This is a genomic window from Corynebacterium nuruki S6-4, from assembly GCF_007970465.1.
Lineage (GTDB): Bacteria > Actinomycetota > Actinomycetes > Mycobacteriales > Mycobacteriaceae > Corynebacterium > Corynebacterium nuruki.
Genome location: NZ_CP042429.1, coordinates 1,790,163 through 1,815,900, shown reverse-complemented (window position 1 = coordinate 1,815,900; position 25,738 = coordinate 1,790,163). Strand labels below are relative to the sequence as shown.

24 protein-coding genes and 4 tRNA genes are annotated in these 25,738 nt (G+C 71.7%); 19 read left to right on the top strand and 9 right to left on the bottom strand.

Annotation, left to right across the window (positions count from 1 at the left end; translation table 11 throughout):
- Nucleotides 1–11: 11 nt before the first annotated feature.
- A complete protein-coding gene (locus FSW06_RS08150) occupies nucleotides 12–410 on the top strand; it encodes a DUF488 domain-containing protein (protein WP_010121191.1) in 399 nt (132 codons plus the stop codon).
- 74 nt (nucleotides 411–484) lie between these two features.
- Nucleotides 485–778: a GlsB/YeaQ/YmgE family stress response membrane protein gene (locus tag FSW06_RS08145; protein WP_010121190.1), complete on the top strand. Its 294-nt coding sequence runs from the start codon at nucleotides 485–487 to the stop codon at nucleotides 776–778.
- Between the two features lie 27 nt (nucleotides 779–805).
- Here the strand turns inward: FSW06_RS08145 and FSW06_RS08140 are convergent, their stop codons facing one another.
- Both FSW06_RS08140 and FSW06_RS08135 read right to left on the bottom strand, forming a co-directional pair.
- The gene (locus FSW06_RS08140; RefSeq protein ID WP_029449734.1) at nucleotides 806–1,060 is read right to left on the bottom strand and encodes a hypothetical protein; all 255 of its coding nucleotides are present in this window, start codon (nucleotides 1,058–1,060) and stop codon (nucleotides 806–808) included.
- A gap of 436 nt (nucleotides 1,061–1,496) precedes the next feature.
- Complete coding sequence (locus FSW06_RS08135; protein WP_040430386.1) at nucleotides 1,497–3,950, bottom strand: ATP-dependent RNA helicase; 2,454 nt, start codon at nucleotides 3,948–3,950, stop codon at nucleotides 1,497–1,499.
- A gap of 85 nt (nucleotides 3,951–4,035) precedes the next feature.
- On the opposite strand from FSW06_RS08135, the gene FSW06_RS08130 reads away from it, so the two are divergent.
- Genes FSW06_RS08130 through FSW06_RS14515 form a run of 3 tightly spaced genes read left to right on the top strand, consistent with a single transcriptional unit; the run spans nucleotide 4,036 to nucleotide 7,718 of the window.
- Nucleotides 4,036–5,556 (top strand): FAD-binding oxidoreductase, encoded by a 1,521-nt coding sequence (locus FSW06_RS08130; protein WP_010121185.1) that lies wholly within the window; start codon nucleotides 4,036–4,038, stop codon nucleotides 5,554–5,556.
- Between the two features lie 54 nt (nucleotides 5,557–5,610).
- Nucleotides 5,611–6,990, top strand: coding sequence for an SAM-dependent methyltransferase (locus FSW06_RS08125; protein ID WP_010121184.1), 1,380 nt, complete (start codon nucleotides 5,611–5,613; stop codon nucleotides 6,988–6,990).
- Entirely contained in the window at nucleotides 6,987–7,718 is a 732-nt protein-coding gene (locus FSW06_RS14515; protein WP_238525978.1) for a septum formation family protein, read from the top strand. Before FSW06_RS08125 ends, FSW06_RS14515 begins: the two co-directional genes overlap by 4 nt.
- A 29-nt stretch (nucleotides 7,719–7,747) precedes the next feature.
- Here FSW06_RS14515 and FSW06_RS08115 read toward each other — a convergent pair whose 3' ends face one another.
- The gene (locus FSW06_RS08115; protein WP_010121182.1) at nucleotides 7,748–8,359 is read right to left on the bottom strand and encodes a hypothetical protein; all 612 of its coding nucleotides are present in this window, start codon (nucleotides 8,357–8,359) and stop codon (nucleotides 7,748–7,750) included.
- Nucleotides 8,360–8,393: 34 nt separating this feature from the next.
- The gene (locus FSW06_RS08110; RefSeq protein ID WP_010121181.1) at nucleotides 8,394–9,476 is read right to left on the bottom strand and encodes a histidinol-phosphate transaminase; all 1,083 of its coding nucleotides are present in this window, start codon (nucleotides 9,474–9,476) and stop codon (nucleotides 8,394–8,396) included.
- A gap of 87 nt (nucleotides 9,477–9,563) precedes the next feature.
- Between FSW06_RS08110 and FSW06_RS08105 the strand changes: the two genes are divergently transcribed.
- The 4 genes from FSW06_RS08105 (at nucleotide 9,564) to FSW06_RS08090 (ending at nucleotide 10,950) form a co-directional block, all read left to right on the top strand.
- Nucleotides 9,564–9,655: transfer RNA gene (locus FSW06_RS08105), tRNA-Ser, on the top strand.
- 179 nt (nucleotides 9,656–9,834) lie between these two features.
- A tRNA-Arg gene (locus FSW06_RS08100) sits at nucleotides 9,835–9,907 on the top strand.
- A gap of 82 nt (nucleotides 9,908–9,989) precedes the next feature.
- Nucleotides 9,990–10,811, top strand: a complete 822-nt coding sequence (locus FSW06_RS08095) for an SDR family oxidoreductase (protein WP_050801985.1) — start codon at nucleotides 9,990–9,992, stop codon at nucleotides 10,809–10,811.
- A gap of 66 nt (nucleotides 10,812–10,877) precedes the next feature.
- Nucleotides 10,878–10,950, top strand: a tRNA-Arg gene (locus tag FSW06_RS08090).
- A 182-nt stretch (nucleotides 10,951–11,132) separates the two neighbouring features.
- On the opposite strand, the gene FSW06_RS08085 is transcribed toward FSW06_RS08090, so the two are convergent.
- Nucleotides 11,133–11,957: an alpha/beta fold hydrolase gene (locus tag FSW06_RS08085; RefSeq protein ID WP_010121179.1), complete on the bottom strand. Its 825-nt coding sequence runs from the start codon at nucleotides 11,955–11,957 to the stop codon at nucleotides 11,133–11,135.
- A gap of 98 nt (nucleotides 11,958–12,055) precedes the next feature.
- Between FSW06_RS08085 and FSW06_RS08080 the strand changes: the two genes are divergently transcribed.
- Entirely contained in the window at nucleotides 12,056–13,474 is a 1,419-nt protein-coding gene (locus FSW06_RS08080; RefSeq protein WP_010121177.1) for a condensation domain-containing protein, read from the top strand.
- On the opposite strand, the gene FSW06_RS08075 is transcribed toward FSW06_RS08080, so the two are convergent.
- The 3 genes from FSW06_RS08075 to FSW06_RS08065 all read right to left on the bottom strand — a co-directional run bounded on the left by FSW06_RS08075 (nucleotide 13,424) and on the right by FSW06_RS08065 (nucleotide 16,413).
- Nucleotides 13,424–14,347 carry an alpha/beta-hydrolase family protein gene (locus FSW06_RS08075; RefSeq protein WP_139024508.1) on the bottom strand — a complete coding sequence of 308 codons (924 nt, stop codon included), beginning with the start codon at nucleotides 14,345–14,347 and terminating at the stop codon, nucleotides 13,424–13,426. The genes FSW06_RS08080 and FSW06_RS08075 overlap by 51 nt on opposite strands.
- 115 nt (nucleotides 14,348–14,462) lie before the next feature.
- On the bottom strand, nucleotides 14,463–15,149 hold the full coding sequence (locus FSW06_RS08070; RefSeq protein ID WP_040430381.1) for a response regulator: 687 nt from the start codon (nucleotides 15,147–15,149) through the stop codon (nucleotides 14,463–14,465).
- Between the two features lie 58 nt (nucleotides 15,150–15,207).
- Nucleotides 15,208–16,413, bottom strand: a complete 1,206-nt coding sequence (locus FSW06_RS08065) for a sensor histidine kinase (RefSeq protein ID WP_010121172.1) — start codon at nucleotides 16,411–16,413, stop codon at nucleotides 15,208–15,210.
- A gap of 158 nt (nucleotides 16,414–16,571) precedes the next feature.
- Between FSW06_RS08065 and FSW06_RS08060 the strand changes: the two genes are divergently transcribed.
- The 4 genes from FSW06_RS08060 to FSW06_RS08045 all read left to right on the top strand — a co-directional run bounded on the left by FSW06_RS08060 (nucleotide 16,572) and on the right by FSW06_RS08045 (nucleotide 20,400).
- Nucleotides 16,572–17,186, top strand: a complete 615-nt coding sequence (locus tag FSW06_RS08060; RefSeq protein WP_139024507.1) for a hypothetical protein — start codon at nucleotides 16,572–16,574, stop codon at nucleotides 17,184–17,186.
- A gap of 341 nt (nucleotides 17,187–17,527) precedes the next feature.
- On the top strand, nucleotides 17,528–18,400 hold the full coding sequence (locus FSW06_RS08055; protein ID WP_010121170.1) for a hypothetical protein: 873 nt from the start codon (nucleotides 17,528–17,530) through the stop codon (nucleotides 18,398–18,400).
- A complete protein-coding gene (locus FSW06_RS08050; protein WP_238525977.1) occupies nucleotides 18,384–19,334 on the top strand; it encodes a serine hydrolase in 951 nt (316 codons plus the stop codon). The genes FSW06_RS08055 and FSW06_RS08050 overlap by 17 nt, the downstream gene beginning before the upstream one ends.
- Before the next feature lie 28 nt (nucleotides 19,335–19,362).
- Complete coding sequence (locus tag FSW06_RS08045) at nucleotides 19,363–20,400, top strand: hypothetical protein (protein WP_010121168.1); 1,038 nt, start codon at nucleotides 19,363–19,365, stop codon at nucleotides 20,398–20,400.
- A gap of 21 nt (nucleotides 20,401–20,421) precedes the next feature.
- Here FSW06_RS08045 and FSW06_RS08040 read toward each other — a convergent pair whose 3' ends face one another.
- The gene (locus tag FSW06_RS08040) at nucleotides 20,422–21,450 is read right to left on the bottom strand and encodes a prephenate dehydrogenase (RefSeq protein WP_010121165.1); all 1,029 of its coding nucleotides are present in this window, start codon (nucleotides 21,448–21,450) and stop codon (nucleotides 20,422–20,424) included.
- Between the two features lie 47 nt (nucleotides 21,451–21,497).
- Between FSW06_RS08040 and FSW06_RS08035 the strand changes: the two genes are divergently transcribed.
- From FSW06_RS08035 to FSW06_RS08015, 5 genes are all read left to right on the top strand, one after another.
- Entirely contained in the window at nucleotides 21,498–22,025 is a 528-nt protein-coding gene (locus FSW06_RS08035) for a tRNA adenosine deaminase-associated protein (protein WP_010121163.1), read from the top strand.
- Nucleotides 22,026–22,099: 74 nt separating this feature from the next.
- Nucleotides 22,100–22,561: a nucleoside deaminase gene (locus FSW06_RS08030; protein WP_050801993.1), complete on the top strand. Its 462-nt coding sequence runs from the start codon at nucleotides 22,100–22,102 to the stop codon at nucleotides 22,559–22,561.
- 121 nt (nucleotides 22,562–22,682) lie between these two features.
- Nucleotides 22,683–22,868, top strand: coding sequence for a hypothetical protein (locus FSW06_RS08025; protein WP_010121159.1), 186 nt, complete (start codon nucleotides 22,683–22,685; stop codon nucleotides 22,866–22,868).
- A gap of 109 nt (nucleotides 22,869–22,977) precedes the next feature.
- Nucleotides 22,978–23,065 (top strand) — tRNA-Ser (locus FSW06_RS08020).
- Nucleotides 23,066–23,662: 597 nt separating this feature from the next.
- The gene (locus FSW06_RS08015; protein ID WP_083827068.1) at nucleotides 23,663–25,705 is read left to right on the top strand and encodes an acyltransferase family protein; all 2,043 of its coding nucleotides are present in this window, start codon (nucleotides 23,663–23,665) and stop codon (nucleotides 25,703–25,705) included.
- Nucleotides 25,706–25,738: the final 33 nt, after the last annotated feature.

Below are 25,738 nucleotides of genomic sequence, written 5' to 3'. Positions count from 1 at the left end.
AGCCTCGTGGCATGGGACAGCTTCTCATCGACCGTGCCTACGACGCGCGCAAGGGGGAGGACGCCACGGGCGTCCCCGACGGCGCCGCAACCTTCCTCGTCGACCGACTGTGGCCGCGCGGGGTGAAGAAGGAGAGCCTGCCGCTCACCGGCTGGCCGAAGGAACTCACCCCCTCGGCCGACCTGCGCAAGGAGTTCCACTCCGGCGCGCTGAACTGGGAGCAGTTCGGGGACGCCTACCGGGCCGAACTCGACGAGCGGCACACCGCCGGGGAACTCGACGGGATCCTCGCGACATTGCGCAGCACCCTCGCCGACCGGGACGCCGTGCTCCTGTTCGCGGGCAAGGACACCGACCACACGCACGCGAAAGTGCTGCAGGGGTGGCTGACAGAGCAGCTCGACCTCTGATCCGCTCCTGATCCGCTGCCGCGCTCTGACCGGAGTTCGCCCGCGACCGGCCCGGTTTGGGATATGAATGGTTCATGGACACAACACTCATGGCCCTCGGCTCCGCCCCGCCGCTCAGCTTCCTCGGCTGGATCATCTTCGGCGGACTCGCCGGCTGGCTCGCCTCGGTCATCATGAAGACGAATGACCGGACGGGGATCGTGCTCAACGTCGTGGTCGGCGTGATCGGCGGGCTGATCGGCGGGTGGATTCTCGCCCTGTTCGGGGTGGACACGGTCGGCCACGGCTGGTGGTTCAGCTTCCTCACCTGCCTGCTGGGCGCGATCATCCTGCTGGGGATCGTCCGGGTCGTCACGCCGAAACGCTGACCGGCGGCTCGCCTTCCGGGGAACCGGTCAGGCACTGTACCGCTGGCGGGCGGCTTCGCCACTGGTTCCGACGAGTGCGCCGACCTTTTCCCAGGACAGTCCCTGATCCCGGGCTGATGCGACAGCCTCTGCGAGGCGGGACTCTGCCTCGGCGCGGTCCCGGGCAGCTTCGTACAGGGCGTACTCGGCAGGGGACAGGCGGGGGCCTCCGGTGTCACCGGACTCGAACCGGTCCGCGAGCGCTTCGGCATGGGCGAGGATTTCGCCGATGGTGCGTGGCATGAGTGTGCCTTCCTTCACAGGAACTTTTTCCGTGCCTGCATCGCGTGCAGGATAACCGATTCGCCCTCGGCCCGTACGAAACCTATTTCGAGAGGCGTTCCGTCTGCTCCGGGGCCGACGGCGATTCGCATGTCGTGTGTTCCGATGGTGTACGACCAGGCATTCCGTACAGCGTGCAGGATGTCTTCGTCGCGGATTCCATGCCGGTGTGCGGGATCTGCAATTCTGATGTGTTCCCACAGCATCACAAGCTACCTTGTTTCAAAGGGCAGGTAAAGGCGTATTCCGAGAACATGGCTTCCCCCGTCATCATCTCCGCCGGGCGCGGTGGAGTGGCCACGATCGTAGCCGGTCCTGTGCAGAGTTTTCGTCGGTGTCTCTGCGAAAGCGCAGGAGCCTGTGGACAACCCGGGGGCTGTGGACGGAGAGGGGCAGCCTACGGATTCTCCGGCCACGGGTGCTTCGGGTACCGCCCCCGCATCTCCGAACGCACCTGCCGGTACGGCCCGGCCCAGAAACTCGCCAGGTCGTCGGTGACCGCCAGCGGACGCTGCGCCGGGGAGAGCAGCTGGAACTGGATCCGCCGCCCCGCGACCTCCGGGGAGGCCGCCAGCCCGAAACAGTCCTGCAGCTTCGTCGCCACGACCACCGGACCGTGGGTGTCCACCTCCGGATACCGCAGCCGCACCGTGCGGCCGGCCGGCAGATCCAGCGACGTCGGAGCGTCCGCATCCAGGTGCCGGTCCCACGGGATGAGGCCGCGCAGCAGTCCCGCCAGATCGGGACGCCGCCCCGCGGCCAGCTCAGGCACCACGAACTCCAGCAGTCGGCCGGCGTGGGAGGCGTCCGCGACATCGGGGTAGCCCGACACCCCCTGGTCATGCAGGTACTGGATCCGCCGCCGCAGGTCGGTGGCGTTCCTCGACCAGTCCAGGGCGCCCAGCCCGTGCTCCGCCAGCCCGGTCCGCACCGCCTGTTCCCGGGCCGCGGCCGGCAGGTCCTTCACCGCGACCGGGGTGGTTGACAGCTCAATCGCGCCGAGCCCGCGGATGTGCCGGGCCCGGAGCTTCCCGACCGGTCCACCGGGGGTCCAGGTGCAGGTCACCCCGTCGCGCCGCAGTCCGGACGCCGCCTCGAACGCGAGATCCTCCGGAACCGGCACCGCCGCGCGGATGACCGCCCCGGTGCCGTCGGTCGAGCGGGTGCCCGCCCCCGCGATGTCCGCGACGGCGATCCAGTCGGTACTGCCGGCGCCACCGCGCCACACCGCCCCGGTACCGGACGCCGTGAGCCAGCGGTCGCCGGACCCGACCCGGTGGGCGACGAGGCCGGGGAAGGAACAGGCCACGGTGTAGGCCACCGCGTCCGCACCGGTGAGGTCGGGCCGCCGGGTGCCGTCGAGCAGCCGGCGGAACCGCCGCACCACCGGATCCTTCGCCGAGGGCAGATTGCGGGGCAGGTCCTCCGCGCGGCCCACCCCGCCGTCGAGGACCGCCAGGACCGCGGCGACGGTGGTGGCGTCCACCCGCTGTGAGGCGACGAGCCCGCCGTGGGCGAGCCGCGGATCGGCGGGGATGCGGGCGAGCCGCCGGCCGTGGTCGGTGGCGTGACCGTCGGCGTCCACCGCCCCGAGGGCCCGCAGGGTGGCCTCCGCGTCGTCGGCGGCGGCGACGGGGAACGGGTCGGGCAACGGCAGGTCGGCCGCCCGGGGCGAGCCCCAGCAGGCGGCGTCCAGCATGGCGCCGGTGAGATCGCTGGTCAGCACCGCCGGCGGGGCGGCTGCCGGGGCCTTGGCGTACTGCTCGGCGGTGAGGCAGCGGTACACGGTGCCCGGCCCCTCGCGGCCCGCACGCCCCGCCCGCTGGGTCATGGACGCCTGGGACGCGGTCTCGGTGACCAGCACCGACATGCCGCGGGAGGTGTCGCGCCGGGAGATGCGGGCCAGGCAGGAATCGACGACGACCCGCACCCCGGGCACCGTCAGGGAGGATTCGGCGACGTCGGTGGCGACGATGACGCGCCGGGCACCTGGGCTGTCCTCACCGTGACCGGCGACGATGCGGGACTGGTCCGCAGGACTGAGCCGGCCGTGGAGGGCGTGGGCCGTCACACCGTCGCGGCCGAGGGCGGCGGCGACGGTCTCGGTGCCGCGGATGGTGGGCACGAACGCGAGGATGTCGCCGGACGCCGTCTCCCGTAGCGCGCGGCGGACCGTGGCGGTGACCAGGTCCTCGACCGCGCTGCGGTGGCGCCGGTCCCGGTTGACCATGGATTCCGCGGCGGTGGCCCACCGGATGTCGAGCGGGTGGATGGGGGAGGGGACGTCCACCAGCGGCACCGGGTCGCCGCCGCCGGTACCGTCACCGCCGAGCAGGTCGGCGAAGCGGGCGGCGTCCAGGGTGGCGGACATGGCGACGAGCACCAGGTCGTCGCGCAGCTCCCGGAGCTGGGTGAGCATGCCGAAGACCAGGTCGGACTCGAGGTGGCGTTCGTGGACCTCGTCGATGACCACCGCGCCGACGCCGGGCAGGTCCGGGTCGGCGAGCAGCCGACGCAGCAGCACACCCGGGGTCACCATCTCGATCACCGTGTCCGGGCCGGCCTTCCGGTCGCCGCGGACCGTGTACCCGACCTCGTCACCCAGCCGGGTCCCCCGCAGGTCGGCGATCCGGGCGGCGGCCGAGCGGGCCGCGACCCGCCGGGGCTGCGTCACCACGACGCGGCCGGGTGCACCGGCACCCGGGGCGGCGTCCCGCAGGAACTCCAGGACGTACTGCGGGGCCAGGGTGGTCTTACCGGTGCCGGGCGGGGCCTGGACCACCGCCGCACCCCGGGAACGCAGCGCGGCCAGCAGGTCGCCACGACCGGCGGCGAAAGGGAGGTCAACCATGGCCACCAGGGTAGATCCCGGCCCGGCCCGGAACACCGCCCCGGTCGCCGACACTGCATGTGCGCAGGTATTAGACTGGCCTTCCATGAGTCTGGGACAGAAGGCGGCCGGCGTCATCGGCGCGATCACTGACCGTATCCGCATCGGCAACGGCCTGGACCAGCGGGATCTTCCCCCGGTCGGCTGGTACGAACACGGTCAGGCGGTCCAGCGGCTGCTCGACAGTTTCGCGGCGGTCCCCGCCGGACAGCGCGTCCGGCTGGCGAAGAAGACCTCCAACCTCTTCCGCGGCCGCTCCGGCGACATGGTCGGCCTGGACGTCTCCGGCCTCGCCGGGGTCATCGAGGTCGACCCGGTCGAGCAGACCGCCGACGTGCAGGGCATGTGCACCTACGAGGACCTCGTGGACACGCTCCTGCCCTTCGGCCTGGTCCCCACCGTCGTCCCCCAGCTGAAGACCATCACCCTCGGCGGCGCCGTCACCGGCATGGGCGTGGAATCCACCAGTTTCCGCAACGGGCTGCCGCACGAGGCCGTCCTGGAGATGGACGTGCTCACCGGCACCGGTGAGATCCTCACCTGCTCGCCGACGCAGAACGCCGACCTGTTCCGCGGCTTCCCCAACTCCTACGGGTCGCTGGGTTACACCGTCCGACTGAAGATCACCTGCGAGAAGGTCCCGCCCTATGTCGCGCTGCGGCACGTGCGTTTCAATGACGTGCAGTCGCTGACGGACGCCCTCGCGCAGATCAGCGAGTCGAAGGAGTACGACGGCGAACAGGTCGACTACCTCGACGGCGTGGTCTTCAGCCTCGACGAGGGCTACCTCACCCTCGGTCGGCAGACCGACGAGCCCGGCCCCGTCAGCGACTACACCCACGGTCGGATCTACTACCGCTCCCTCCAGCACCCGTCGGGCATCAGCCACGACCGGCTCACGGTCCGTGACTACATCTGGCGTTGGGACATCGACTGGTTCTGGTGCAACCGCGCCTTCGGTGCCCAGAACCCCACGATCCGCACCATGTGGCCCCGCGACCTCATGCGCTCCAGTTTCTACTGGAAGATCATCGGCTGGGACCGGAAGTACGATCTCGCCGACCGCATCGAGGCCCACAACGGACGCCCGCCGCGCGAGCGTGTCGTCCAGGACATCGAGGTCACCCCGGCCAACCTGCCGGAGTACCTGACCTGGTTCTTCACCCACTGCGAGATCGAGCCGGTGTGGCTGTGCCCCATCCGGCTGGCCGACGGCGCCGCGGAGCTGGCGGGCCGCACCGAGGTCCTCGACACCGACGTCGCGGCGTCCAGCCCCTGGCCGCTGTACCCGCTCACCCCCGGTGAAACGTGGGTCAACGTCGGTTTCTGGTCCTCGGTCCCCGCCGACCTCATGGGGCCGGACGCCGCCCCCGGCGCCTTCAACCGGGAGATCGAGCGCGTCGTCGCCGGCCTCGGCGGCCACAAGTCGCTGTACTCGGAGGCCTTCTACACCCGGGAGGATTTCGCCGCCCTGTACGGCGGCGACCTGCCTGAGAAACTGAAGGCCGTGTACGACCCGGACGGCCGCTTCCCCGGCCTGTACGAGAAGACCGTCACCAGCATCTAGCAACACATCATCACCGCCCGGGGAACCGGACAGCATGAACAGCAAGGAGATCAGATGAGCCGCAGCAGTGCCCGTGGTTTCGAACCCCTCACCGTGGGACAGATCGTCGAGAAGGTCATCGCACCCCCGATGCCGTTCCACGTCGCCGCCTTCGACGGGTCGACCGCCGGACCCGAGGACGCCCCCCTGCGCCTGGAGGTCACCTCCCCGGACGCCCTCGCCTACATCGTCACCGCCCCCGGCGACCTCGGCCTGGCCCGCGCCTACATCACCGGCAAGCTCATTGTCTCCGGGGAGAACCCGGGCCACCCGTACCACGTCTTCGACCACCTGCAGAAGCTCTACGGGCAGTTCCGCAAGCCCTCGGCGTCCGACCTGGTGACCATCGCGCGGTCCCTGAAGGCACTCGGCGCGTTCCGCCTGCAGCCGGCCCCGCAGCAGGAGACGCTGCCCGGTTGGAAGCGCGCGATGCTCGAGGGCCTGTCCAGGCACTCCAAGGAGCGCGACAAGGAGGTCGTCAGCCGCCACTACGACGTCGGCAACGACTTCTACGAGCTCTTCCTCGGCGATTCGATGGCCTACACCTGCGCCTACTACCCCGAGGACGAGGGACTGGACAACGTCACCGGCCCCGACGGCGACTGGACCCCGGCGCACTGGGAGAAGCAGCTCGAGGCCAACGGCCCGCTGACCGCCGCCCAGGACAACAAGCACCGGCTGGTCTTCGACAAGCTGCACCTGAACCCCGGTGACCGGCTGCTCGACGTCGGCTGCGGCTGGGGCGGCATGGTCCGCGAGGCCGCCCGCCACGGTGTGAAGGCGCTCGGTGTGACCCTGTCCCGCGAGCAGTACGAGTGGGGTAAGGCGAAGATCGAGGAAGAGGGACTCCAGGACCTCGCCGAGGTCCGCTGCATGGACTACCGAGACGTCACCGAGGGTGACTTCGACGCGGTGAGCGCCATCGGCATCCTCGAGCACATCGGTGTGCCGAACTACGAGGACTACTTCAGCTTCCTCTACGGCAAGCTGCGCCCGGGCGGCCGGATGCTCAACCACTGCATCACCCGCCCCCACAACCGGAAGACCAAGACCGGCCAGTTCATCGACCGCTACATCTTCCCCGACGGTGAGCTCACCGGCTCCGGCCGGATCATCCAGATCATGCAGGACACCGGCTTCGACGTCCTCCACGAGGAGAACCTGCGGCCGCACTACCAGCGCACCCTGCACGACTGGTGCGAGCTGCTCGCCGCGAACTGGGACGAGGCGCTCACCGTCGTCGACGAGGGCACCGCCCGGCTGTTCGGCCTCTACATGGCAGGCTCCGAGTGGGGCTTCGAGCACAACATCATCCAGCTGCACCAGGTCCTCGCCGTGAAGCTCGACGACGAGGGGTACGGCCACGTCCCCACCCGGCAGTGGTGGCGTCCGTGACACACCGGTTGTGGGCCGCGGCGGTGGCCGCCGCGGTGCTCGTCCCCGCCCTCGCCGCGTGCAGTTCCGGTGACGGAGAGGCGCAGGACGCCACCTCCTCGTCCGGCGGTTCCACCTCCGCCCGGACGCAGCAGGTCGGTCTCGACCTGTCGGTCGGTGACTGCCTGGCCGACCTCGGGTCGGAGGACGGGGCGGCGCACGGTGCGCACGGTGCGGCAGAGCCGACCGACGACCGGGGGACCGTGAGCACGGCAGCGACCTCCGGGGCGACCTCGACGTCGGCCCCGGCCTCGTCGTCGGCCAGCGCGTCGGCCAGTGCATCGGCTGCGGCCTCCACGTCGGCGGAGCCGTCCGCCACCGACTCAGCGTCCGGTTCGGCGTCCGGCACGGCGTCCGGCACAGCCACGTCGGCCACCGTGCCGACGAAGGCGAGCGAGATCAGCACCGTCGACTGTGCCGGGCAGCACGTCGGCGAGGTGTACGCACAGCAGACCCTCGACGACGTGCTGTTCCCCGGCCGGTCCCAGACGAAGGACCGCGCCGCCGACTGGTGCACCGGCGATGAATTCACCGACTTCGTCGGCACCGGCTTCGGGGGGTCGTCCCTCGACGTGGTCACCTACGTCCCCTCGAAGGAGAGCTGGGCGGCGAAGGACCGCACCGTCAGCTGCGTGGTCACCGACCCGGCCGGGCCGACCACCGGCAGTCTCGCCCACGCATACCGCTGACTTGCGGCCCCCCGGTGGCCCGGCACCTGTCAGTCTGTCGGTTCCAGCAGTGTGACGAGCTTCTGCCGGTTGGATTCCTCCAGGTGGGAGACGGTGAGCCGCCACGCGTCGGCCGGCGGCAGCAGCGTCCGGCGGTCGAGGTCGGCGAGCAGCCCGGTGACGATGTCGTCGACCGGCGGGACGGTCGCTCCGTCGGGCAGCGGGATCATCGCCACCGCCTGCGGCGACCCCCACACCACCGGATCGGCGATGAAGAGATGCCCCTGGACGGCGGCGTAACCCAGGGCGTCCTCCCGGAGCTCGGCGAGCCGGTCCTCGCTGAGGAGCCCGCGGCGGGCGGCGTCCTCGATCAGCGGTACCCGGTCGATCGGCCGGTGGACGTTGACGATGTCCGTGACCAGTGGCGTCGGCAGCGTGTGCAGGGCGCGCGAGGCGGCGGCGTACACGTCCGCGGCCGACCGGTACGGCCGACCGACGATGACGGTCCGGGCGAGCTCCCGGCAGGTGGTCATGAACGTCAGCAGTGTCGTCAGCTGCTCGGCCGGGGCGGAGTTGAAGTCCGCCAGGTCGTGGACCGCCGGGGTGGCGGCGGGACGGGTGGCGAACAGCGGGGAGAATGAGGTCGTGTCCGTGGTGTTCATGCCCGCATGGTCCGTCCCGCAGGTTTCGGGCCTGTTACACCTGGGCGAAATCGGCGACGCGGGCCCGCTCGAGGGCGGTGAGCAGGGCCTCGGTCTCTGCAGCGTCCGTGACGGTGATGCGGACGCCGTCGCCGGCGAAACACCTGGTCACCACGCCCGCCTCCGCGAGCCGGTCGGCGAACTCACTGGCGCGTGCGCCGAGCGGCAGCCACACGAAATTGGCCTGCGAGGGGACCTGCAGATCCTCGGGCAGGGCGTCCAGCAGCCGACCGCGCTGGTCCACCGTCTCGTCGGTCCGGGCCCGCAGCTCCGCGCCGGCGGCGATGCACGCCTCGCCCATGGCCTCCGCGACGGCGTTGACACTGAACGGGATGCACACCTTGTTGACCGCCTCGATGAACTCCGGACGCCCCACCAGGTATCCCAGCCGGACCCCGGCCAGCCCGTAGGCCTTCGAGAAGGTGCGGGCCACCGCCAGGTTCGGGTGCATCGCCAGCAGCGACAGGCCGTCGGGGCTCGAGGAGTTCCGGACGTACTCGAAGTACGCCTCGTCGAGGAGCACCTGGACATCGTCGGGCACCATGTCGAGGAAGTCGGCGAGCTCGGTGCGGGTGACCGTGGTGCCCGTCGGGTTGTTCGGGTTGCAGACGATGATGAGCCGGGTGCGGTCGGTCACCGCCGCGGCCATGGCGCGCAGATCGTGCCGGTAGTTGCGGTCGAGGGGGATCTCCACCGGCGTCGCGCCGGCGACCCGGGTGAGGATCGGGTAGGCCTCGAAGCTGCGCCACGCGTAGATGACCTCGTCCCCGTCATCACAGGTCGCCTGGATCGCCTGCTGGATCAGCGCCGACGACCCGGCACCCACGGCGATGTTCCCGACGCTGAGCGGGAGTGAGGACGTTTCGCTGAGCCACTGTGCGAGAGCGGTGCGCACACCGGTCGCGGCCATGTCCGGGTAGCGGTTCGCGGCGGCGACGGCGTGGGCTGCCGCGGCGGCGACCGAGGGCAGCGGGCCGCGCACACTCTCGTTGCTCGAGAGCTTGAGCGTGGGGCGGGAACCGTCCCCGGCGGACCCGGGGACGTAGGTGGGAATGGACTCGAGAGCGCGGCGGATCATGAGGTCAACAGTAGTGCTCCCCGGTGTTTTGTGACGCAGCCGGGGCCTGTTGTAGTGTGTCAGGAGCCGTTGCGCGAGTGACGGCGTGGAGACGTGCCAGAGCGGCCGAATGGGACTCACTGCTAATGAGTTGTCTTCCTAACAGAGGACCGGAGGTTCAAATCCTCTCGTCTCCGCCACTTCAGTTCCTGCAGCTTTCGTGAGGGTTGTGTCGTCAGCCGTCCACCCGCCTTGTGGTGAGGTCGGTGGGCATTCAGGGCGCGGTCCCGTTACAAGGGGTGTGTGGTGTACCCCGGGATCGCGTGACACTCCCGTCTGGTGGTGTGCCGCAGGAGACTGGAGTCGCTGGAAACAGCGGGCGCCCGTAGCTCAACGGATAGAGCATCTGACTACGGATCAGAAGGTTGGGGGTTCGAATCCCTCCGGGCGCACGCTTTTCTCTGGGAGAACCCCGCACCGTGGACCGGTGGAAACCGGCCCGAGGGTGCGGGGTTTCCTGTTATCTTCAGGGCCATGCCCTCTTCCGCGTCCTCCTCTGCAGTGTCCCCGTCTGCGCCCTTCACGGTCCTCATCACCGGTGCGAGTTCCGGCATCGGCGCCGAACTCGCCCGCCAGTCCGCCGCCCTCGGTCACCACCTCGCACTCTGCGCCCGCCGCACCGACCGGCTGGACGCCCTCGCCGCCGAGATCACGGCGGCGCACCCCGCGGTGACGGTGCGCACCTACGCCCTCGACGTCACCGACGCGGACGCCGTGCGGGAGGTCTTCCGGACCGCGGACGCCGATGCCCGGGCCGCCGGTGCCGGTGGTCTGGACCGGGTCGTCGCCAATGCCGGCCTGGGGCAGGGGCGTCCGGTCGGGTCGGGGCGGCCGTCGGCGAACCAGCGGACCGCCACGACGAACGTCCTCGGCGTCCTCGCCCAGGCGGAGGCGGCGATGGAGCTGTTCCGCGCCGCCGACGGTGGCCGGGGTGCCGGCCACCTCGTGCTGATCTCCTCGGTGACCGCACTGCGCGGGAACCGGCGGTCCATGGCGACCTACGGGGCGACGAAGGCGTTCGTGGCGAACCTGGGGGAGGCGCTGCAGTCCGAGCTGGTCACCGCCGGATCGCCGATCGATGTGACGGTCATCCTGCCGGGCTACATCCGCTCGGAGATGAACGAGAAGGTGGAGCAGAACACGCCGTTCATGGTGTCCACGCAGCGCGGGGTGCGGTCGATCCTGGCGGCTGTCGAGGCGCGGCGGCGGAAGGCCTATGCGCCGGAGTGGCCGTGGCGTCCGATCTCGTGGCTGCTGAAGGTGGTGCCGCTGCGCTTCCTGTCGAAGCTGGTGTGACCTGCGCATTTGCCAGCGTACCGGGGCGCGTGTACGCTTTGTCCTCGTTGCAGAGATGCAGCGGCTGCGCCCGTAGCTCAACGGATAGAGCATCTGACTACGGATCAGAAGGTTGGGGGTTCGAATCCCTCCGGGCGCACAGCAGGGACCCGGTCCGCACCACGGTGCGGACCGGGTTTTTCCGTGTCCGGACCGCTGCGCTCGCAGATACGGCAGATACTGCACCCGCTGTCACCGCCTACGGGGTGGAAACGGTGACGGGGAGGGCAGTATCTGCCGTTCACCTTCTGCCGGCCCCGCGCCCGGCGCCCCGCATCCGGGTTACCGCCGCCGGTGCTGCCCGAGGTAGTACCGGGACTGTGTCCGGATGAATGAACCGATGAGATCCGGCCAGGTCGCGGTGTCCGCCGGCGTGTCCGCGGTCACCAGCTGCGAGTTCGGCAGCAGCCGGTGGAGTTCCTCGGCTACGGCCACCGGATGTGCGGGGTCGCCGGACCAGCTGAGAATCAGCGTGGGGATCCGCTTGTCGCCCAGCGCCGCGATCTTCTCGCGCGGCGGCAGGTCATTGCCCGCCGCGCCGCGGAAGACGGTGGGGAGCAGGTCCTCGGCGACGTCCGGCCAGGTGAAGGGGACGTCGTTGCGGCGCGCCGGTGGAGTCGGCTCGTAGCGGGTCGTCTCGGCGAAGGCGGCCCTGCCGTGCTCCTCGACGAACCGGGCGGAGTTCTCGTAGGTGCCGGCCCGGTCGCCGCGCAGTTCCCACGCGGTCGGCGGCAGGGCCAGGACGAAGGACCCGTAGCGCGATACGGCGGCCGCCGGATCCGAGGCGGCGGAGGTGAGGATCGTCGCGGAACCCATCGACTGGCCGACGGCGTGCACCGGCACCCCGCCGAAATAGGCGGTCATCTCCTCGAGGTTCTTCGCCAGGGAGGTCCACCGGTAGGCGGCGGGGATGCGGGGTCCCGGTGACTGGCCGTGCCCCGGGGCGTCGTACCGCAGGACATGCAGGTCCTCCTGCCCGGCGGTGAGGTCGAGTCCGAGGGCGACATCGCGGGCGCGGCTGGAGGTCAGACCGTGCAGCTGGATGGTGGGGATGCCGTCAGCCGGCCCCCAGGTGTCGTAGGCCAGTGTGTCGAGCGACCCGTTCATGGCTGCCTTTCCGGACTCGTCCTGTTCCCGGGGAGAAATACCCCGGAAATCCGGCGCCCCTATCTTCCAGGGACATGAGACTCACAACTGTAGCCCGTATGGAACTTTCCGCAGGGCGGGTGACCGTGTTCGAGCCGACGGTCGCACCCGCCCCCGACGCCCTGCCTGACGGCCACGTCGCCTCCTTCGACCAGTCCCGGCACGCCGCCGCGGGTACCCGGCCGGGGTCGTGGCTGGCGGTGGCTTTCCGGCTGCCACCGGTCGGACTGGGGCGGGTCGGCCAGGCCTGGCGGCGGGTCATCGACCGGCACGGGACGCTGCGCACGGTGCTGCGTGACGACGGGCCGGACCCGGTCACCGGGCTGCCGCTGATCCGGACGCACGACATCGTCGTCACCGGGGGCGTGTGGCGGCCCCTCGGTGGCCCAGAGACCGACCCAGAGACCGACCCCCGGACCCTGCTGCGCGACTACTTCGACGAGGTCTGTGAGCCGTTCGGGCTGCCCTCGTACCGGCTCGCCGTCGTCGACCACGGGGGCGGACGCCGCACCGCGGTCATCGGCCTGGACCACTGCCACGGCGACGCCTGGTCGCTGCTCGTCCTGGTGCGGGACATGCTCGCCTTCCTCGGCGCCGGTGAGGACGGCGCCTCCGGCAGCGCATCCGACGGAACATCGGTCCGGGCCGTCGCCGGCACCCCGCCCGGACTGCGGGCGACGGTGCCCTCCTTCGCCGAGCACACCCGCGGTCTGGAGGTCCGGCCGCCGGCCCCCGTCGAGGTCCGCAACCGCTGGGCGGAGATCATGGCGGCCGGTGGTGGCCGGATGCCGGTGTTCCCGCTGGACCTCGGGGATGTCTCGGTCCCCCGTGACGAGGTGGTGGAGGTCGTCGACGTCCTGGACCCCGCCGGTGTCGCCCGGCTCGAGGCGGTGGCCGCGCACAGCGGCGTCCGGCTGCTGCCGATGGCGGTGAGCGTGATGGTGCAGGTCAACCGGGACATGGGGGCGGGGGTACTGCGTGCGGTGTTCCCGGTGCACTCCCGGCGCGGGCCGGACGGTGACCGGCGGCGGTGGGCGGACTCGGTCGGCTGGTTCATCACCAACGCGGTGCTGGAGGCGGACTCCACCGATCCGGTGGTGTGCAGTGGAGCGGTGGGGGACGCGATCGCCCTGGGCTCCCACCCGCTCGAGCCGCTCCTGCGGCCGTGGGGCGGGATGCCGCAGTCCCCGGGCATGTTCGCCGTCTCCTGGCTCGACAACCGGCGGCTGCCGGTGCAGGTCCCGGCGGCGGCGCGTCCCCAGCATGTCTCCGCCCGCATCATGACCGACGGGGTGATGGCGTGGTTCGTGGTCGACGACGACGGTCTGCAGCTGCGGGTCCGGTACCCCTCGACCCCGCAGGCCCGCGCGGCGGTGGGGCAGTGGGCCCGGCGGGTCACCGACGGGCTGCGTGCCGCGGCCGCCGGCTCACCGGACACAGCCGGCCGGCGGGAGCACGGGACGGTAACTGTGGCCTGAGCCGGCCGGCCGGTTCTCCGATCCGGGCAGGTCGGCGAGGACGGTGGCGGCCTGCACCGGGTGGGCGAGCAGCCGGGTCGACAGTTGTCCGACCGGGTCGTCGTCGTTGAGGTCGGTGACGGTGCACCGGGCGCCGGGGCCGGTGGGCGCCGGGGCGTGCGCGCCGCCGGGGGTGCCCTGCCACAGCCGGGACGCCACGGCGGCGTCCAGCCGCGGGTCGGTGAGCACTTCGGTGCCGACGAGGGCGCCGAGGCTTTCGCCGTGGACGACGATCGCCGGACGCCGCGCCGGATCCCGCCGGTCGACCCGGTCGACCACTTCGTGGAGCAGTGCCCGGGCCGAGTCGACCGCCAGATCCCGGTGGAGCAGGAGGACCGCGGCCGAGGGGGCGGCGGAGTACCGGACGGACACCGAGGCGATGTCCCCGCCGGCCCACCGTTCCAGGGCGGTGACCTCGTCGGGGTCCACCCAGCCGGAGCCGGTGGGCAGGTCGACGCTGAGGATCCGGCGGTCGAGGCCGCCGGCCTGTTCCAGGGCGTCGACGGTGTCGCGGGCGGCGGTGGCGGCGTCCTGTCCGGCGTGGTCGCCGAAGACGCGGACGGCGCCGGCCGGGGAGGTCTCGGTGAGGATGTCGCGTGGCGAGCGGGCGAAGGGGCCCGAGTCGACGGCCCACCAGACGGCGGCTGCGGCCGGGCCGGCGGTGCCGGGCGGGGCGCCGGCGAGGAGGGTGACGACGAGGAGGAGCAGGGCGGTCATGCGGTGCCGGCGGGTGCGGGCGGGCGTTCGGCCGGGCACAGCCGGCTGCCGTGGCTGCCGTGGCGGCTGCTGCGTGGCGGGGCCGGAGGTGGGGGCGGGGACTGTCGGTGTGGCCATGCTCCGCACGCTATGGAGCGGGATGTGCCGGGCGGATCCCCGTGGCGGGTGATCTCCGGGTCACCCTGAGGAGTGAGCCCTGAAGAGTGAATCCTGTGGAGTGAGGTACGGGGAGTTACACCACGCCGTTCTCGTAGGCGAAGACGACGGCCTGGACGCGGTCGCGCAGCTGCAGCTTCTGCAGGACCCGGCGGACGTGGGTCTTCACCGTCTCCTCCGAGATGAACAGGGTCTCCGCGATCTCCTGGTTGGACCGGCCGGTGGCGATCTGTTCCAGGACCTCGCGCTCCCGGGGAGTGAGTTCCGCCAGCCGACGGGAGGCCGGTGAGCCGGCGGCGCGACGTGCGGTGGGGCCGGGATGGCGGGCGACGGCGTCCGCGATGAGCCGTTTGGTGACGGTGGGGGCGAGCAGCGCCTCCCCGGAGACCGCGAGGCGGGCGGCGCGGGCGAGTTCGTCGGCGGGGGCGTCCTTGAGCAGGAATCCCGAGCAGCCGAGCCGCAGTGCCTCGAAGACATAGTCGTCGAGGTCGAAGGTGGTGAGCATGATGATCCGGGGTGCCGGGTCGAGGCCGGCGGCGAGGATGCGGCGGGCGGCCTCCAGGCCGTCCATCACCGGCATCCGGACGTCCATGAACACGACATCGGGGTGCAGCCGGGTGACCCGGTCGACGGCCTCGGCGCCGTCGGCGGCGTCCGCGACGACGGTGATGTCCGGTTGGGCGCCGAGCAGGGCGGCGAACCCCTGCCGGACCATGGCCTGGTCGTCGACGACGACGGCGGTGATGTTCCCGGACTGCTCCATGACCACTGAATCTACCCGGCTGTCAGTTCCTGCAGTCCGTACAGTTCGCACAGTTCCCTCAGCTCGCACGGACCGGGACGCCGGCGGCGACACTGAAGCCGCCGTCCGCGGCGGGCAGGGCGCTGAACGTCCCGCCGACCGCCTGCACCCGGGCCGCCATCCCGGGGATACCGGACCCGCCGCTGTGCTCCGGGGGGACCAGCGCACCGGGGGCGGCCGGGCCGTTGTCCACGGTCAGGGACGCCCACGTCGGGCTGATCTCCAGCCCGACGACGACCGTGCCACCGGGGGCGTGCCGGCCGGCGTTCGACAGGCATTCCTGCAGGACCCGCTGGAGAACCACCCCCGAGGTCTGGCTGACGGTGCCGGGATCCCCGTCGACGGTCCAGGTGACATCCACCCCGGCGCGGCGGGCGGCGGTGAGTGTCGGCTCGATCTGCGAGATGCCGACCGGGGTGGTGGTGCCCTGCTCCGCGTCGGTACGCAGCACCCCCAGCAGTTCCCGGACCTGGTTGAGCGCCTCGCGGGCGGTGTCGGCGATGGAGTCGAACTCGGCGTGGACCGCGGGGGTCACCCCGGTCAGCCGGTAGGGGGCGGACTGGGCCTGGACGACGATCATCGACATCTCGTGGGCGACGACGTCATGGAGGTCCCGGGCGAGCCCGTTGCGTTCCTCGGCCATCACCCGCAGGGCCGACTGCTCCGTCGCCCGGCCCGCTTCGGTCCGTGCCTGACGGCGGGACGCCAGCAGCCAGCGCAGCAGCAGGAAGAACGCGGACCACACCCCCGCCCCGACGATCCAGCCGAGGATGACCTCCGACGGGTTGGCGAGCATGAGCAGGACGGTGCCGGCGACGGCGAGGGCGACCTGCCTGGCGGTGCCGCGCAGGACGACGGCGGCGAGGGTGACGGCCAGGGCGAGGTGGAGGGGGACCGGCCAGCCGAGGGCGTAGCCGGGGTTGTCGTGGAACGGCACGCTGATCAGGCAGGTGGCGGCGACGGTCACCCAGGCGGGGAACGGGTACCGGCGGACCGCCCCGACCGGCCAGGTGCCGGTGGCGGCGAGGAGCGGGACGATCGCCGCATGCACGGAGTGGGTGAGGTGGAAGACCGGCCAGGCGACGGCGTAGAGGATGAGGGCGAGGACCACGGGCCAGACGTCCACCGGCACCTGCCGGAGGGCGCCGGCGGCGCGGCGGCCCGGGTGGTGCCGGCGGACGGTGGCGGGGCTCGGCAGACGGCGCAGACGGGGCAGACGGGGCATGTCCACCGACGGTAGAGGACCGGCGGGGTGGTGGGATCCCCCTGGGGAGGGAGATCCGGTTCACTGTCGCGGGGGATCCGTCGGGTACGGCGGCGGTCATAGCGTCCCCGGTCATGAGAAGTCGAACCACGAACCGGACGGCCGGGAAGGTCGGGACCATGACGACACGACAGGGCAGGCCGGGCAAGCCGGGCAGGATGACCCGGATGACCCGGCTGGCTGCAGCCCGGGTGGGTCTCACCGCGGTGCTGGCGGTCTCCGGGTCGGCGGCGCCGGTCGCCGCAGGGTCGGTTGTGTCCGATGCCCCGGGGGCGGCGTCCGGTACTCCGGCAACCGCGGCTGCGACGGCGGCGGAGCAGGTGGCCGGGCAGGTGGCTGACGGTGCGACGGCTGAGCAGGTCACGGTGCCTGACGTTCTGGTCGCCGACCTGGGGTACCGGCCGGTCGTGGAGGACGGGTACCTGGTCAATCCGGACGGGGCCTGCTCCTCGCCGGTGGCGTTGCCGACATCGTTCACACCCGCCTGCCGTGCCCACGATCTGGGCTATGACCTGCTGCGTGTCATCGACCGGGACGGGCGCGCGGTGCCGGCCGGGCTGCGCCGTGACCTGGATGACCGGTTGGTCGACCGGGCGTCCGGCACCTGTGGTGCGGGGATGGGCGGGTCGGGATGCCGGCTGGTCGCACGGGGTGTGGCTGCGGCGTTGTGGCTCAATACGCAGCGGCAGGGGGAGGGGGCGCCGGTCGCGGAGCATTTCCCCTGGTCGTTCTGAGACGGTGTGCGGTACCCGGACCATTGCCGGGGCCCGGTGCCCGGCCCGGGGAAAGTGTTACCACCTGCGGCACCTGGAAATCCGGAAAACCCCAGGTCGCGAAAAGTTCTACCGGTGGAACCCGGTAATACTTCTGCTGCTGTGGAGGGGACGCCCTGTCCCCGGTCCGCCGTGCCGGGACGCCGCACTCGGGGCCCACAGTTACTCAGGTTGTCCATACCCTGCTCTACACTGTGGGCTACGAGAACCGACCGGCACCGCGGATCCGTCCGGCACCACCGCCACCGCGGGTACCGGGTCGGTGCCGGGCCGGTCCAGGAGACAGTCGAGGAGTACACGGAATGAGCGGCAACACCAGCGGCTGGGGACAGCCTGACCCGGGTTCGCCCAGCAACGACGAGACGACGATGTTCCCACCGGTGGACGCCGGGTCCGGACAGGATCCCGCCGCGCCGGGGACGTCGTCGCCCTGGCAGGCGGACGCCCCTGCACAGAGCGGGGCACAGGGCGGGGCACAGGACGCCGGCCAGGCTCCGGCCCAGAACCCGTGGGCCACGCCGCCGCAGTACCGGCACCAGGCGGACGGGTACGGGCAGCAGGAGCCGCCGCAGTACCAGCAGAACTACCAGGGCTACCAGGGCTACCAGGCCCCGTACCCGCCGCAGCAGCAACCGCAGAAGTCCGGTGGCGTCGGCAGGGTCCTCGCGATCGTCATCCCGGTCCTCGTCGTCATCGCACTGATCCTCGCCCTGGTGTGGCAGTGGGACAACCTCTTCGGCAGCGATGACGACAACGCGCCCGGCGGCTCCGGGGCGTCCACGGCCCAGCCCGCGCCGGGCAACGGTCAGGGCGGTGACCAGGGCAACGGTCAGGGCGGTGACCAGCCCCAGGGCCAGGCGCGTCCGACCACGGCGAATCTGCCGGGCGGGTCGGTCCCGGCGAACGCCGCCGCCCGCAACGGCGAGCCGACCGGCCAGTTCAACGCGGTCTGGGTCTCCCCGCCCAACGGCACGACCTACACCTCAGAGGAGTTCGGGGTGGCCGTCCGGGACGCCTTCGTCAACGACTACCTCGCCGACCCGTCGCGGCGGGTCGACCGGACCGTGAGCGCCACGAGCCCGACGAACGGCCAGAGCTACACGATGGACTGCCGGGACCAGGGCAGCTACGTCCACTGCACCGGCGGGAACAGTGCCAATGTCTACATCGCATAGGTCGTCCGGCAGCGTCGCCGGGACGGTCACCGGCAGAGTCACCTGCTCAGCCCTGGCGGCCACCGTCACCGTGGGGGCCCTGTCCGGGTGCGTCATCGGGGACGCCACCGGGAACCGGGAGACCGTCACCGTGCAGGCCGGACAGGACGGTGCAGGTACAGCCGGCACCGCCGGTGCACCGTCGCCGACCCCCGGCGCACCGGCACCCGGCTCCGACCGGTCACCCGCCGCGCCGGGCGATGCCGGCCTGGACATCGCGGCGTCCTACTCGGTGGCGTGGCTCGACGGCGGCCGCCCCGTGACCGGTGGTGAGACCGGGGCGGCGTCCGCCCGGGCGGCGTGGTCGACCAGCAAGGTGCCGCTGGCGATCGCCGCGCTGCGCCATGATCCCGCGACCGGACCGACGGTCGAGTCCGCGCTGACCGAGTCCGACAATGCCGCGGCGGAGCAGTTGTGGGCCTCGCTCGGTGACCCGACCGCCGCGGGTGCGGCGGTGCAGGCGGTGCTCCGGGAGGGCGGGGACGCCACCACGACGGTCCAGAACCAGGTCGTGCGGCCGGGCTTCAGCGCCTTCGGCCAGACGATGTGGACCACCGCGGACCAGGCGACCTTCGCCGGGAAACTGTCCTGCCTGCCCGGGGCCGGACCGGTGCTCGACGCGATGGGCCGGATCAGCAACGGTGGCGGCTACGGTCTCGGGCTCATCCCGGGGGCCCGGTTCAAGGGCGGCTGGGGTCCCGACGAATCCGGCGCCTACCAGGTACGCCAGTTCGGTCTCGTCCCCGGACGCGACGGGACGCAGGTCCCGGTGTCCATCGCCGCGACATCCCCGGACGGCAGCTACGAGGGCGGCCAGCGGGTCCTCGACGAGATCGTCGGTCAGCTGCCGGACCGTCTCGCCGGAGTGACCGGAGTGGCACCGGGTAGCTGCTGACCGTTCCCGGTGTGTAGGGTCCCGAAAGGTGAGGCACCGTAACGAGACCGCCCGGCACCGGACCCCGGCGGAGCCGCGCCCCGGGGCCGACCCCCGGCCGGGGACGGCCCCCGCCGCCGTCGCCGTGGTTCTCGCCCTGCTCAGCGTCGGTGTCGTGGTCTCCGCGGTCACCAGTGGTGACGGCAGCGGCACCGACGGCTCCGACGGCACCGGGCTGTCCCGGGAGGAACGCGAGCAGCAGCAGGCGCTCGAACACGAGGTCTCCGAACAGTCCCGGCCGACCGACGAGGCCGCCGCCGCCACCGTGCGGGCCGACCTCACCGCCGCGGTGACCGACATCGCCGGGAAATACGACGTGCAGGTCGGCGTCAGTGTGCGCGCGGCCGGTGGGGTGGTCCACGCCGGTGAGCTCCAGGATCTCCCGGCCTGGTCCAGCATGACGGTGCCGGTCGCCGTCGCCGCCGAGCAGAAGGCGCTGCAGACCGGTGGGGGAGCCGACATCGCCGGCGACGTCGGTGCGGCGGTCTCCGCCTCCGACAACGATGCCGCGCTGCGCCTCCGGGACAGCCTCGGGGACACCGACGAGGACGCGGCCCGCTACGTCGACGTTGTCCTGCGCCAGGCCGGTGACCCGACGAAGACCGTCGCCGACCGGGGCCGGTCGGACCACGGAGGCTTCGGCGACGACCGGTGGACTCTCGACAACCAGGTCATCTTCGCCGACCGGCTGGCGTGCCTCACCGGTGCGGGACCGGTGCTCGACGCGATGGGGCGGGTCATCGACGACCACCGCCACGGCGCCGGCGAACTTCCCGGTGCACTGTTCACGGGCGGCTGGGGTGCCGACGCGGACGGGACCTACCTGCTGCGTGAGTTCGGGCTCGCCGGCGACGAGGGCGCGCGCGTCCCGTTCGCTGCCGCCGTCACCACCGCCGACGGCTCCGAGGCGACCGCGCGGGACGCCATGGCCGAGCTCGCACAGCGGATCGCACCGGTGCTCACCGGCGCCGCAGACCCGGCAGGCGCGGCGGGGACCGCTGATGCCGCGCACTGCCAGCCCCGGTGACGACGGGTCAGATGACGGCCGTCAGATGACGCCGATCTGCGCGCCGATGCTCTCCGCGTAGTGCAGCTGGTCCAGCCACCCGTCGGAGCCGGGGAGCACCCGGATCAGTGACCGGGTCGTCGGTCCGCCCTTCACCCGGCCGGCGCGGGCCTCGAACCGCAGCCGCGCATCATGGCCGGCCTCGGTGAAGTCGGTGAGGTCACCGCCGGCGGCCAGGGCGTCCCGCGCGCCGGTCATGAGAGCCAGCGCCTCGTCGAGGGCGGTGACCAGCGCCTCCCGGTTGTTCTCGCACATCGCGCGCACCAGGTCCGGCTCGGTGCCGGCGACGCGGGTGGCGTCCCGGAAGCTGGAGGCCGCCAGCGACAGTGACAGGGCGCCGCCGTTGTCGGCGGTGATCGCCATCGTCTCGGCCATGACGTGCGGCAGGTGGGAGATGCGGGCCACCGCCTTGTCGTGCTTGCGGGCGCGGGCCGGGACGGGGGCGGCGCCGACCAGGGTCGCGGTCTCCACGACCCGGCGCCAGTTGCGCAGCCAGGCGGCGTCCCGCGGGGACTCGACCGCGGCGGGGGCGTTGTCGGTGGTGACCACCCACACCGCGCCGCGGAACAGGCCTTCGGCGGTGGCCTCCCACCCGGAGTCCGCGGTGCCGGCCATCGGGTGGCCGCCGATGAACCGGTCCGCCATACCGCGGTCGGTCACCAGGGTCAGCACCGAACCCTTCACACTGGTCACATCGGTGAAGCCGACCTGCGGGGCGTAGCGCTCCAGTGCATCGAGCATCGCCGGCAGCGCGGGGAACGGGACACCGAGGACGACCAGGGCGTCCTGCCGGGCCGCCCGGGTGAGCACGGCCGGGAGGTCGGCGGAGACGTCGAAACCGTCGGCCGCCGCCGCCTCCACCGTGGGGGTGGAGCGGTTCCAGCCGAAGGCCTCGACACCGGCGGCGACGAGGTCGCGGAGCAGGCAGCCGCCGATGAGCCCGAGACCGAGCACGCAGACCGGACCCGGTCGGGTCACGGGGGTTGCGGCGGGGGTGGTCTGCGGATTCACGGTGTTCACCTTTCACGTGGGGCCGGGGCCGACTAGCGTTGGCGGCCATGAGTGGTTTTGTTCTGGCGGCAGAACTCGCCGACGGGGCGTGGCGACTGCGTGTCCTGCAGCGTACCGCGCCCACCGGACTGGCACCCCTGCTGCGGGAGTTGCGGGGGCTGCGGGCCGAAGGCGTCCTGCTGGGCCTGGTGTGCGTCGACGATGACTGGGGCGCCCTCGTCCGCCCCGTGCCCGGCGGCGCCCGGCTGCTGATCGGGGACGCCACCGTCGCCTCCGAGGACCCCGACGACCCGGAGGTCGACGGGGTGCTCTTCGCCCGGGACGTCCTCGACGACCTCGGGGTGGAACCACCGACCGACGAGGAGGTCGACGGCGCCGACGACCCGGACGCCCCCTGGCCCGAAGGCGACTTCGACCTGCTCGAGGACATCGGGGTGGGCAGCCAGCTGCTGGCCGTCGTCTTCGACGACCCCGACATGTACGCCTCCGAACAGCTGCTGCGCGTCGCCGAGGAACTCGGCTTCGACAGTGAACTGGCCGAGGAGTTCGACGAGCTGCTCGGCGACTGGGGGTGAGCCCGGTGGCGGACCCCCGGCTCATCGGGTCGGGTCTGCCGCGCCCGGCCGCCGACCTGCGCGACGAGGCCTGGATGCGCCGTGCGCTGGCGGTCGCGGCCGACACCCCGGCGGCGGATGTGCCGGTCGGTGCCGTCGTCTACGGTCCGGCGGCCGCGGGGTACCCCGAGCTCGCCACCGCGACGAACCGGCGGGAGACCGATGCGGACCCCACCGCCCATGCCGAGGTGCTGGCGCTGCGCGCGGCGGCAGGACGCCACGGGGACGCCTGGCGGCTCGGCGACTGCACCCTCGTGGTCACCCTGGAACCCTGTGCCATGTGTGCGGGTGCGGCGGTCGGGGCGCGGATCGGCCGGATCGTCTACGGTGCCCCGGAGCCGCGCACCGGGGCCTGCGGGTCGGTGTTCGACGTCCCCCGGGAGTCGCCGCTGCACGGCTGTGAGGTGCGGTCGGGCGTCCTGGCGCAGGAGTGTGCGGCGCTGCTGGGCGACTTCTTCCGTGGTCGGCGGGCCGACCCGTCATACGGGGAACGGTAGCGGGACCGCGCCCCGTCCTCTACCGTTGGGCGACGTAAGGACCCTACCGACCTGACGGACCTGGCCGGCCTCACCGGTCACCGTCCGTCATATTCCGTCACTATTTCTCCAGGAGGCCACCATGGCAGGTTTCGACAAGGACGCACTGAAGGGCGTCGCCGACAAGGCGAAGGGTGCCGTGGGCGACAACCGCGACAAGATCGAGGGTGCCGCCGACCAGGCCATCGACAAGGTTGCCAAAGGCGACAAGGGTGACAAGGCCAAGGACGCGCTGCGTTCCGGCCTCGACAAGCTCGAGGGCAAGTAGCCCAACCCGCTGCGGCGCTGTGCCACTGCAGCGGTGACTACCACTGTGGCTGCTGCGGTGACTGCTGCCGGTTTGGCCGCACTCCGTCGGGTGTTGTACCCTTTTCCGCGGTGGCGTGTCCGAGCGGCCGAAGGTACTCGCCTCGAAAGCGAGTGTGGGTAAAACCACCGGGGGTTCAAATCCCTCCGCCACCGCCAGTAACGTCAGACCCCCGGTGCCCTGCACCGGGGGTCTCGTCGTGTGCGGGTCGGGGGAGCGGGGTCCCGGACAGGTACGGGCGTGTCACAGGTTGACCCGGCCGGAGTTGTCCCGACCTGACCCGATTCTGCGTTTCTGGTCCGACGGAACTGCCCGATCCGGGTCAACTCGGGTCAACATGACTTCCTCGCGATGACCGGCCGACCGGTGGCAGCTCAACCGTCGGCGTGGCAGGCTAAAACGCCGTTCACCACCGTCTTCGGCGTAGTTTTGGCCTGCCGGCCGAACAGGTGGCCTGCCGGGCCGGACGCCGCGGCCGGGTCAACTGGGGGCATCGCGCCACGGCCCGGCAGATACTGCACCCGCTGTCACCGCGTGTCGGGTGGAAACGGTGACAGGGGGAGCAGTATCCGCCGTTCACCGTCTGCCGGGGCGGCGGGGACGGGGCGGGGACGGGCGGGACAGGGCAGCACGGCGAAGAATTGTCTGGGAGGGGGCGGGGAAACTTCCCCACGTCATTGGGGCTGAATCCGACTGAATTGCTAGGATAACTCAGTTGGTGATGATACCTGTCAAAGGAAGGTAGGTCGGGCAGCGTGCCTAGACCGGTGGACAAGGGGACGACGTACGTCCCCGGACTGGACGGACTCAGGACCCTCGCCGTGGCGGTGGTCATCCTCTACCATCTGAACGTCGGCGGCGTCCCCGGCGGACTGCTGGGGGTGGGGGTGTTCTTCACCCTCTCCGGCTACCTCATCACCGCCAACCTCATGCGGTCCCGGGACCGCCGCGGCAACTTCGGCCTGAAGACCTTCTGGCTGCGCCGGTTCCGCCGACTCGCCCCGGCCATGATCGTCACCGTCATCGCCGTCCTCATCCTCACCACCACCCTCGACCGCGGTGCCTTCACCGACCGGGTCGGGGAAGCACTGTCGACGTTCTTCTACGTCAACAACTGGCACACCATCGTCAGCGAGGCCTCCTACTTCGACAACTTCGCCGGCCCCGGCCCGCTCGACCACATGTGGTCCCTGTCGGTCGAGGAGCAGTTCTACCTCGTCTGGCCGCTCGTCCTGCTCGCCCTGACGGTCCTGCTGCGCAACCGCCGGGGCCTCGTCGCCCTGGTCACCGTCGCCCTCGCCGCGGCGTCCTTCGCCCTGATGTGGGTGCTGGCCGACCCGGCGTCCGACACGACCCGCGTCTACGAGGGGACGGACACCCGGGCCGGCGGACTGCTGCTCGGCGCCGCCCTGGCGGTGTGGCTCTCCGCCCGCCGGTCCGCCGGCCGCTCCACCGAGGTCAGCCGTCCCGCCGCCGCGGTCCTCGGCCTGGTGGGCGTCGCGGGGATCCTCGCCCTCGTCATCCTCGTCGACCGGGACTCGATGTTCCTCTACCACGGCGGCATCGCCCTGCTGACCGTCGCCGCCGGCTGCGCCATCCTCGCCGTGCTGCGCGTCGACGGCGTGTGGTCCCGGCTCTTCGGGTGCCTGCCGATGCGCTGGCTCGGGGAGCGCTCCTACGGCATCTACCTGTGGCACATGCCGGTGATCGCCTTCCTCCCCGCCGGCTGGCTGACCGACCACCTCATCGCCTCCGCCGTGATCACCGTCGGCATCTCCGTCATCCTCGCCGCCCTGAGCTGGACCCTCTTCGAGGACCCGATCCGCCGCCACGGCGTGGTCGCCCCCGTGAAGAACTGGCTCGCACAGTGGCGGCACGACCGGGCCGTGCCGGTGGCCGCCCAGGGCCGGCTCCGCCGGTACGCCGGTGCCGGGGCGGGCGTGGTCATGACCGCCGTCCTGGCCATCGGCGCCCCCGCCGTGCTCGCCGACCCGGACGGCGCGACCGCCACGGCGTCCGGAAAAGGTGGTGGCGCCGCCGGACAGGGGATGGAGCTCGAGGACAACGGGCCGGCCGTCGCCGACCCGGCCGTGACCCCGGCGGACGGGACCGCACTGATGTCCTGTACCCGCGTCATCCACGTCGGTGACTCGACCTCGCTCGGCATCTTCAACCCCGACATGCTGCCGGACCCCGCCGACGTCGGGGAGAACCGGTACCTCGAGCACGGCGCCGGCGAGGTCGTCACCAGCGTCTTCGGCGGCCGCAACACCACCGAAGGCTTCGAGGACTACCCCTCGGCCGTCGACTCGGTCGCCGAACTGCTCGGCCAGGGCCAGCCCGACGGCACCTGCTGGGTCATCGCGACCGGTGTGAATGACGCCGCCAACATCTCCGCCGGGGCGAACTACGACGAGGAACAGCGCATCCGCATGATGCTCGACCAGCTCAGGGGCCAGCGGGTCATGTGGTCGAACACGAAGACCCGGCTGGACACCGGCCACTGGGACAACGCCAACATGGTGAAGTTCAACGAGGTCCTCGCCCGGGCGACGAAGGACTACCCGGATGTCGTCGTGTGGGACTGGGCCTCCGAGGTCAGTGAGCACATGGACTGGTTCCTCGACGGCGACGACGTCCACTACAACGCCGAGGGCAACGCCGCCCGCGGACGCCTGTTCGCCGCCGCGCTGGCCAACGCCTTCCCTGCCGACGGGGCCGACGGGGCCGACGGGGCGGACGGGGCCGACGGTGACACCGGCCAGCCGGGCGGCCGCATCGTGCACAGCGGTCTGTGAGTGGTTGTGTGAGCCCCCTCAGGTCCGTCCCCT

Bases quoted from the DNA above. Each gene is read 5' to 3' on its own strand.
- FSW06_RS08150 (WP_010121191.1), top strand. From the start codon at position 12: ATGGGACAGCTTCTCATCGACCGTGCCTACGACGCGCGCAAGGGGGAG.
- FSW06_RS08145 (WP_010121190.1), top strand. From the start codon at position 485: ATGGACACAACACTCATGGCCCTCGGCTCCGCCCCGCCGCTCAGCTTC.
- FSW06_RS08140 (WP_029449734.1), bottom strand. From the start codon at position 1,060: ATGCCACGCACCATCGGCGAAATCCTCGCCCATGCCGAAGCGCTCGCG.
- FSW06_RS08135 (WP_040430386.1), bottom strand. From the start codon at position 3,950: ATGGTTGACCTCCCTTTCGCCGCCGGTCGTGGCGACCTGCTGGCCGCG.
- FSW06_RS08130 (WP_010121185.1), top strand. From the start codon at position 4,036: ATGAGTCTGGGACAGAAGGCGGCCGGCGTCATCGGCGCGATCACTGAC.
- FSW06_RS08125 (WP_010121184.1), top strand. From the start codon at position 5,611: ATGAGCCGCAGCAGTGCCCGTGGTTTCGAACCCCTCACCGTGGGACAG.
- FSW06_RS08115 (WP_010121182.1), bottom strand. From the start codon at position 8,359: ATGAACACCACGGACACGACCTCATTCTCCCCGCTGTTCGCCACCCGT.
- FSW06_RS08110 (WP_010121181.1), bottom strand. From the start codon at position 9,476: ATGATCCGCCGCGCTCTCGAGTCCATTCCCACCTACGTCCCCGGGTCC.
- FSW06_RS08095 (WP_050801985.1), top strand. From the start codon at position 9,990: ATGCCCTCTTCCGCGTCCTCCTCTGCAGTGTCCCCGTCTGCGCCCTTC.
- FSW06_RS08085 (WP_010121179.1), bottom strand. From the start codon at position 11,957: ATGAACGGGTCGCTCGACACACTGGCCTACGACACCTGGGGGCCGGCT.
- FSW06_RS08080 (WP_010121177.1), top strand. From the start codon at position 12,056: ATGGAACTTTCCGCAGGGCGGGTGACCGTGTTCGAGCCGACGGTCGCA.
- FSW06_RS08075 (WP_139024508.1), bottom strand. From the start codon at position 14,347: ATGGCCACACCGACAGTCCCCGCCCCCACCTCCGGCCCCGCCACGCAG.
- FSW06_RS08070 (WP_040430381.1), bottom strand. From the start codon at position 15,149: ATGGAGCAGTCCGGGAACATCACCGCCGTCGTCGTCGACGACCAGGCC.
- FSW06_RS08065 (WP_010121172.1), bottom strand. From the start codon at position 16,413: ATGCCCCGTCTGCCCCGTCTGCGCCGTCTGCCGAGCCCCGCCACCGTC.
- FSW06_RS08060 (WP_139024507.1), top strand. From the start codon at position 16,572: ATGACGACACGACAGGGCAGGCCGGGCAAGCCGGGCAGGATGACCCGG.
- FSW06_RS08055 (WP_010121170.1), top strand. From the start codon at position 17,528: ATGAGCGGCAACACCAGCGGCTGGGGACAGCCTGACCCGGGTTCGCCC.
- FSW06_RS08050 (WP_238525977.1), top strand. From the start codon at position 18,384: ATGTCTACATCGCATAGGTCGTCCGGCAGCGTCGCCGGGACGGTCACC.
- FSW06_RS08035 (WP_010121163.1), top strand. From the start codon at position 21,498: ATGAGTGGTTTTGTTCTGGCGGCAGAACTCGCCGACGGGGCGTGGCGA.
- FSW06_RS08030 (WP_050801993.1), top strand. From the start codon at position 22,100: ATGCGCCGTGCGCTGGCGGTCGCGGCCGACACCCCGGCGGCGGATGTG.
- FSW06_RS08025 (WP_010121159.1), top strand. From the start codon at position 22,683: ATGGCAGGTTTCGACAAGGACGCACTGAAGGGCGTCGCCGACAAGGCG.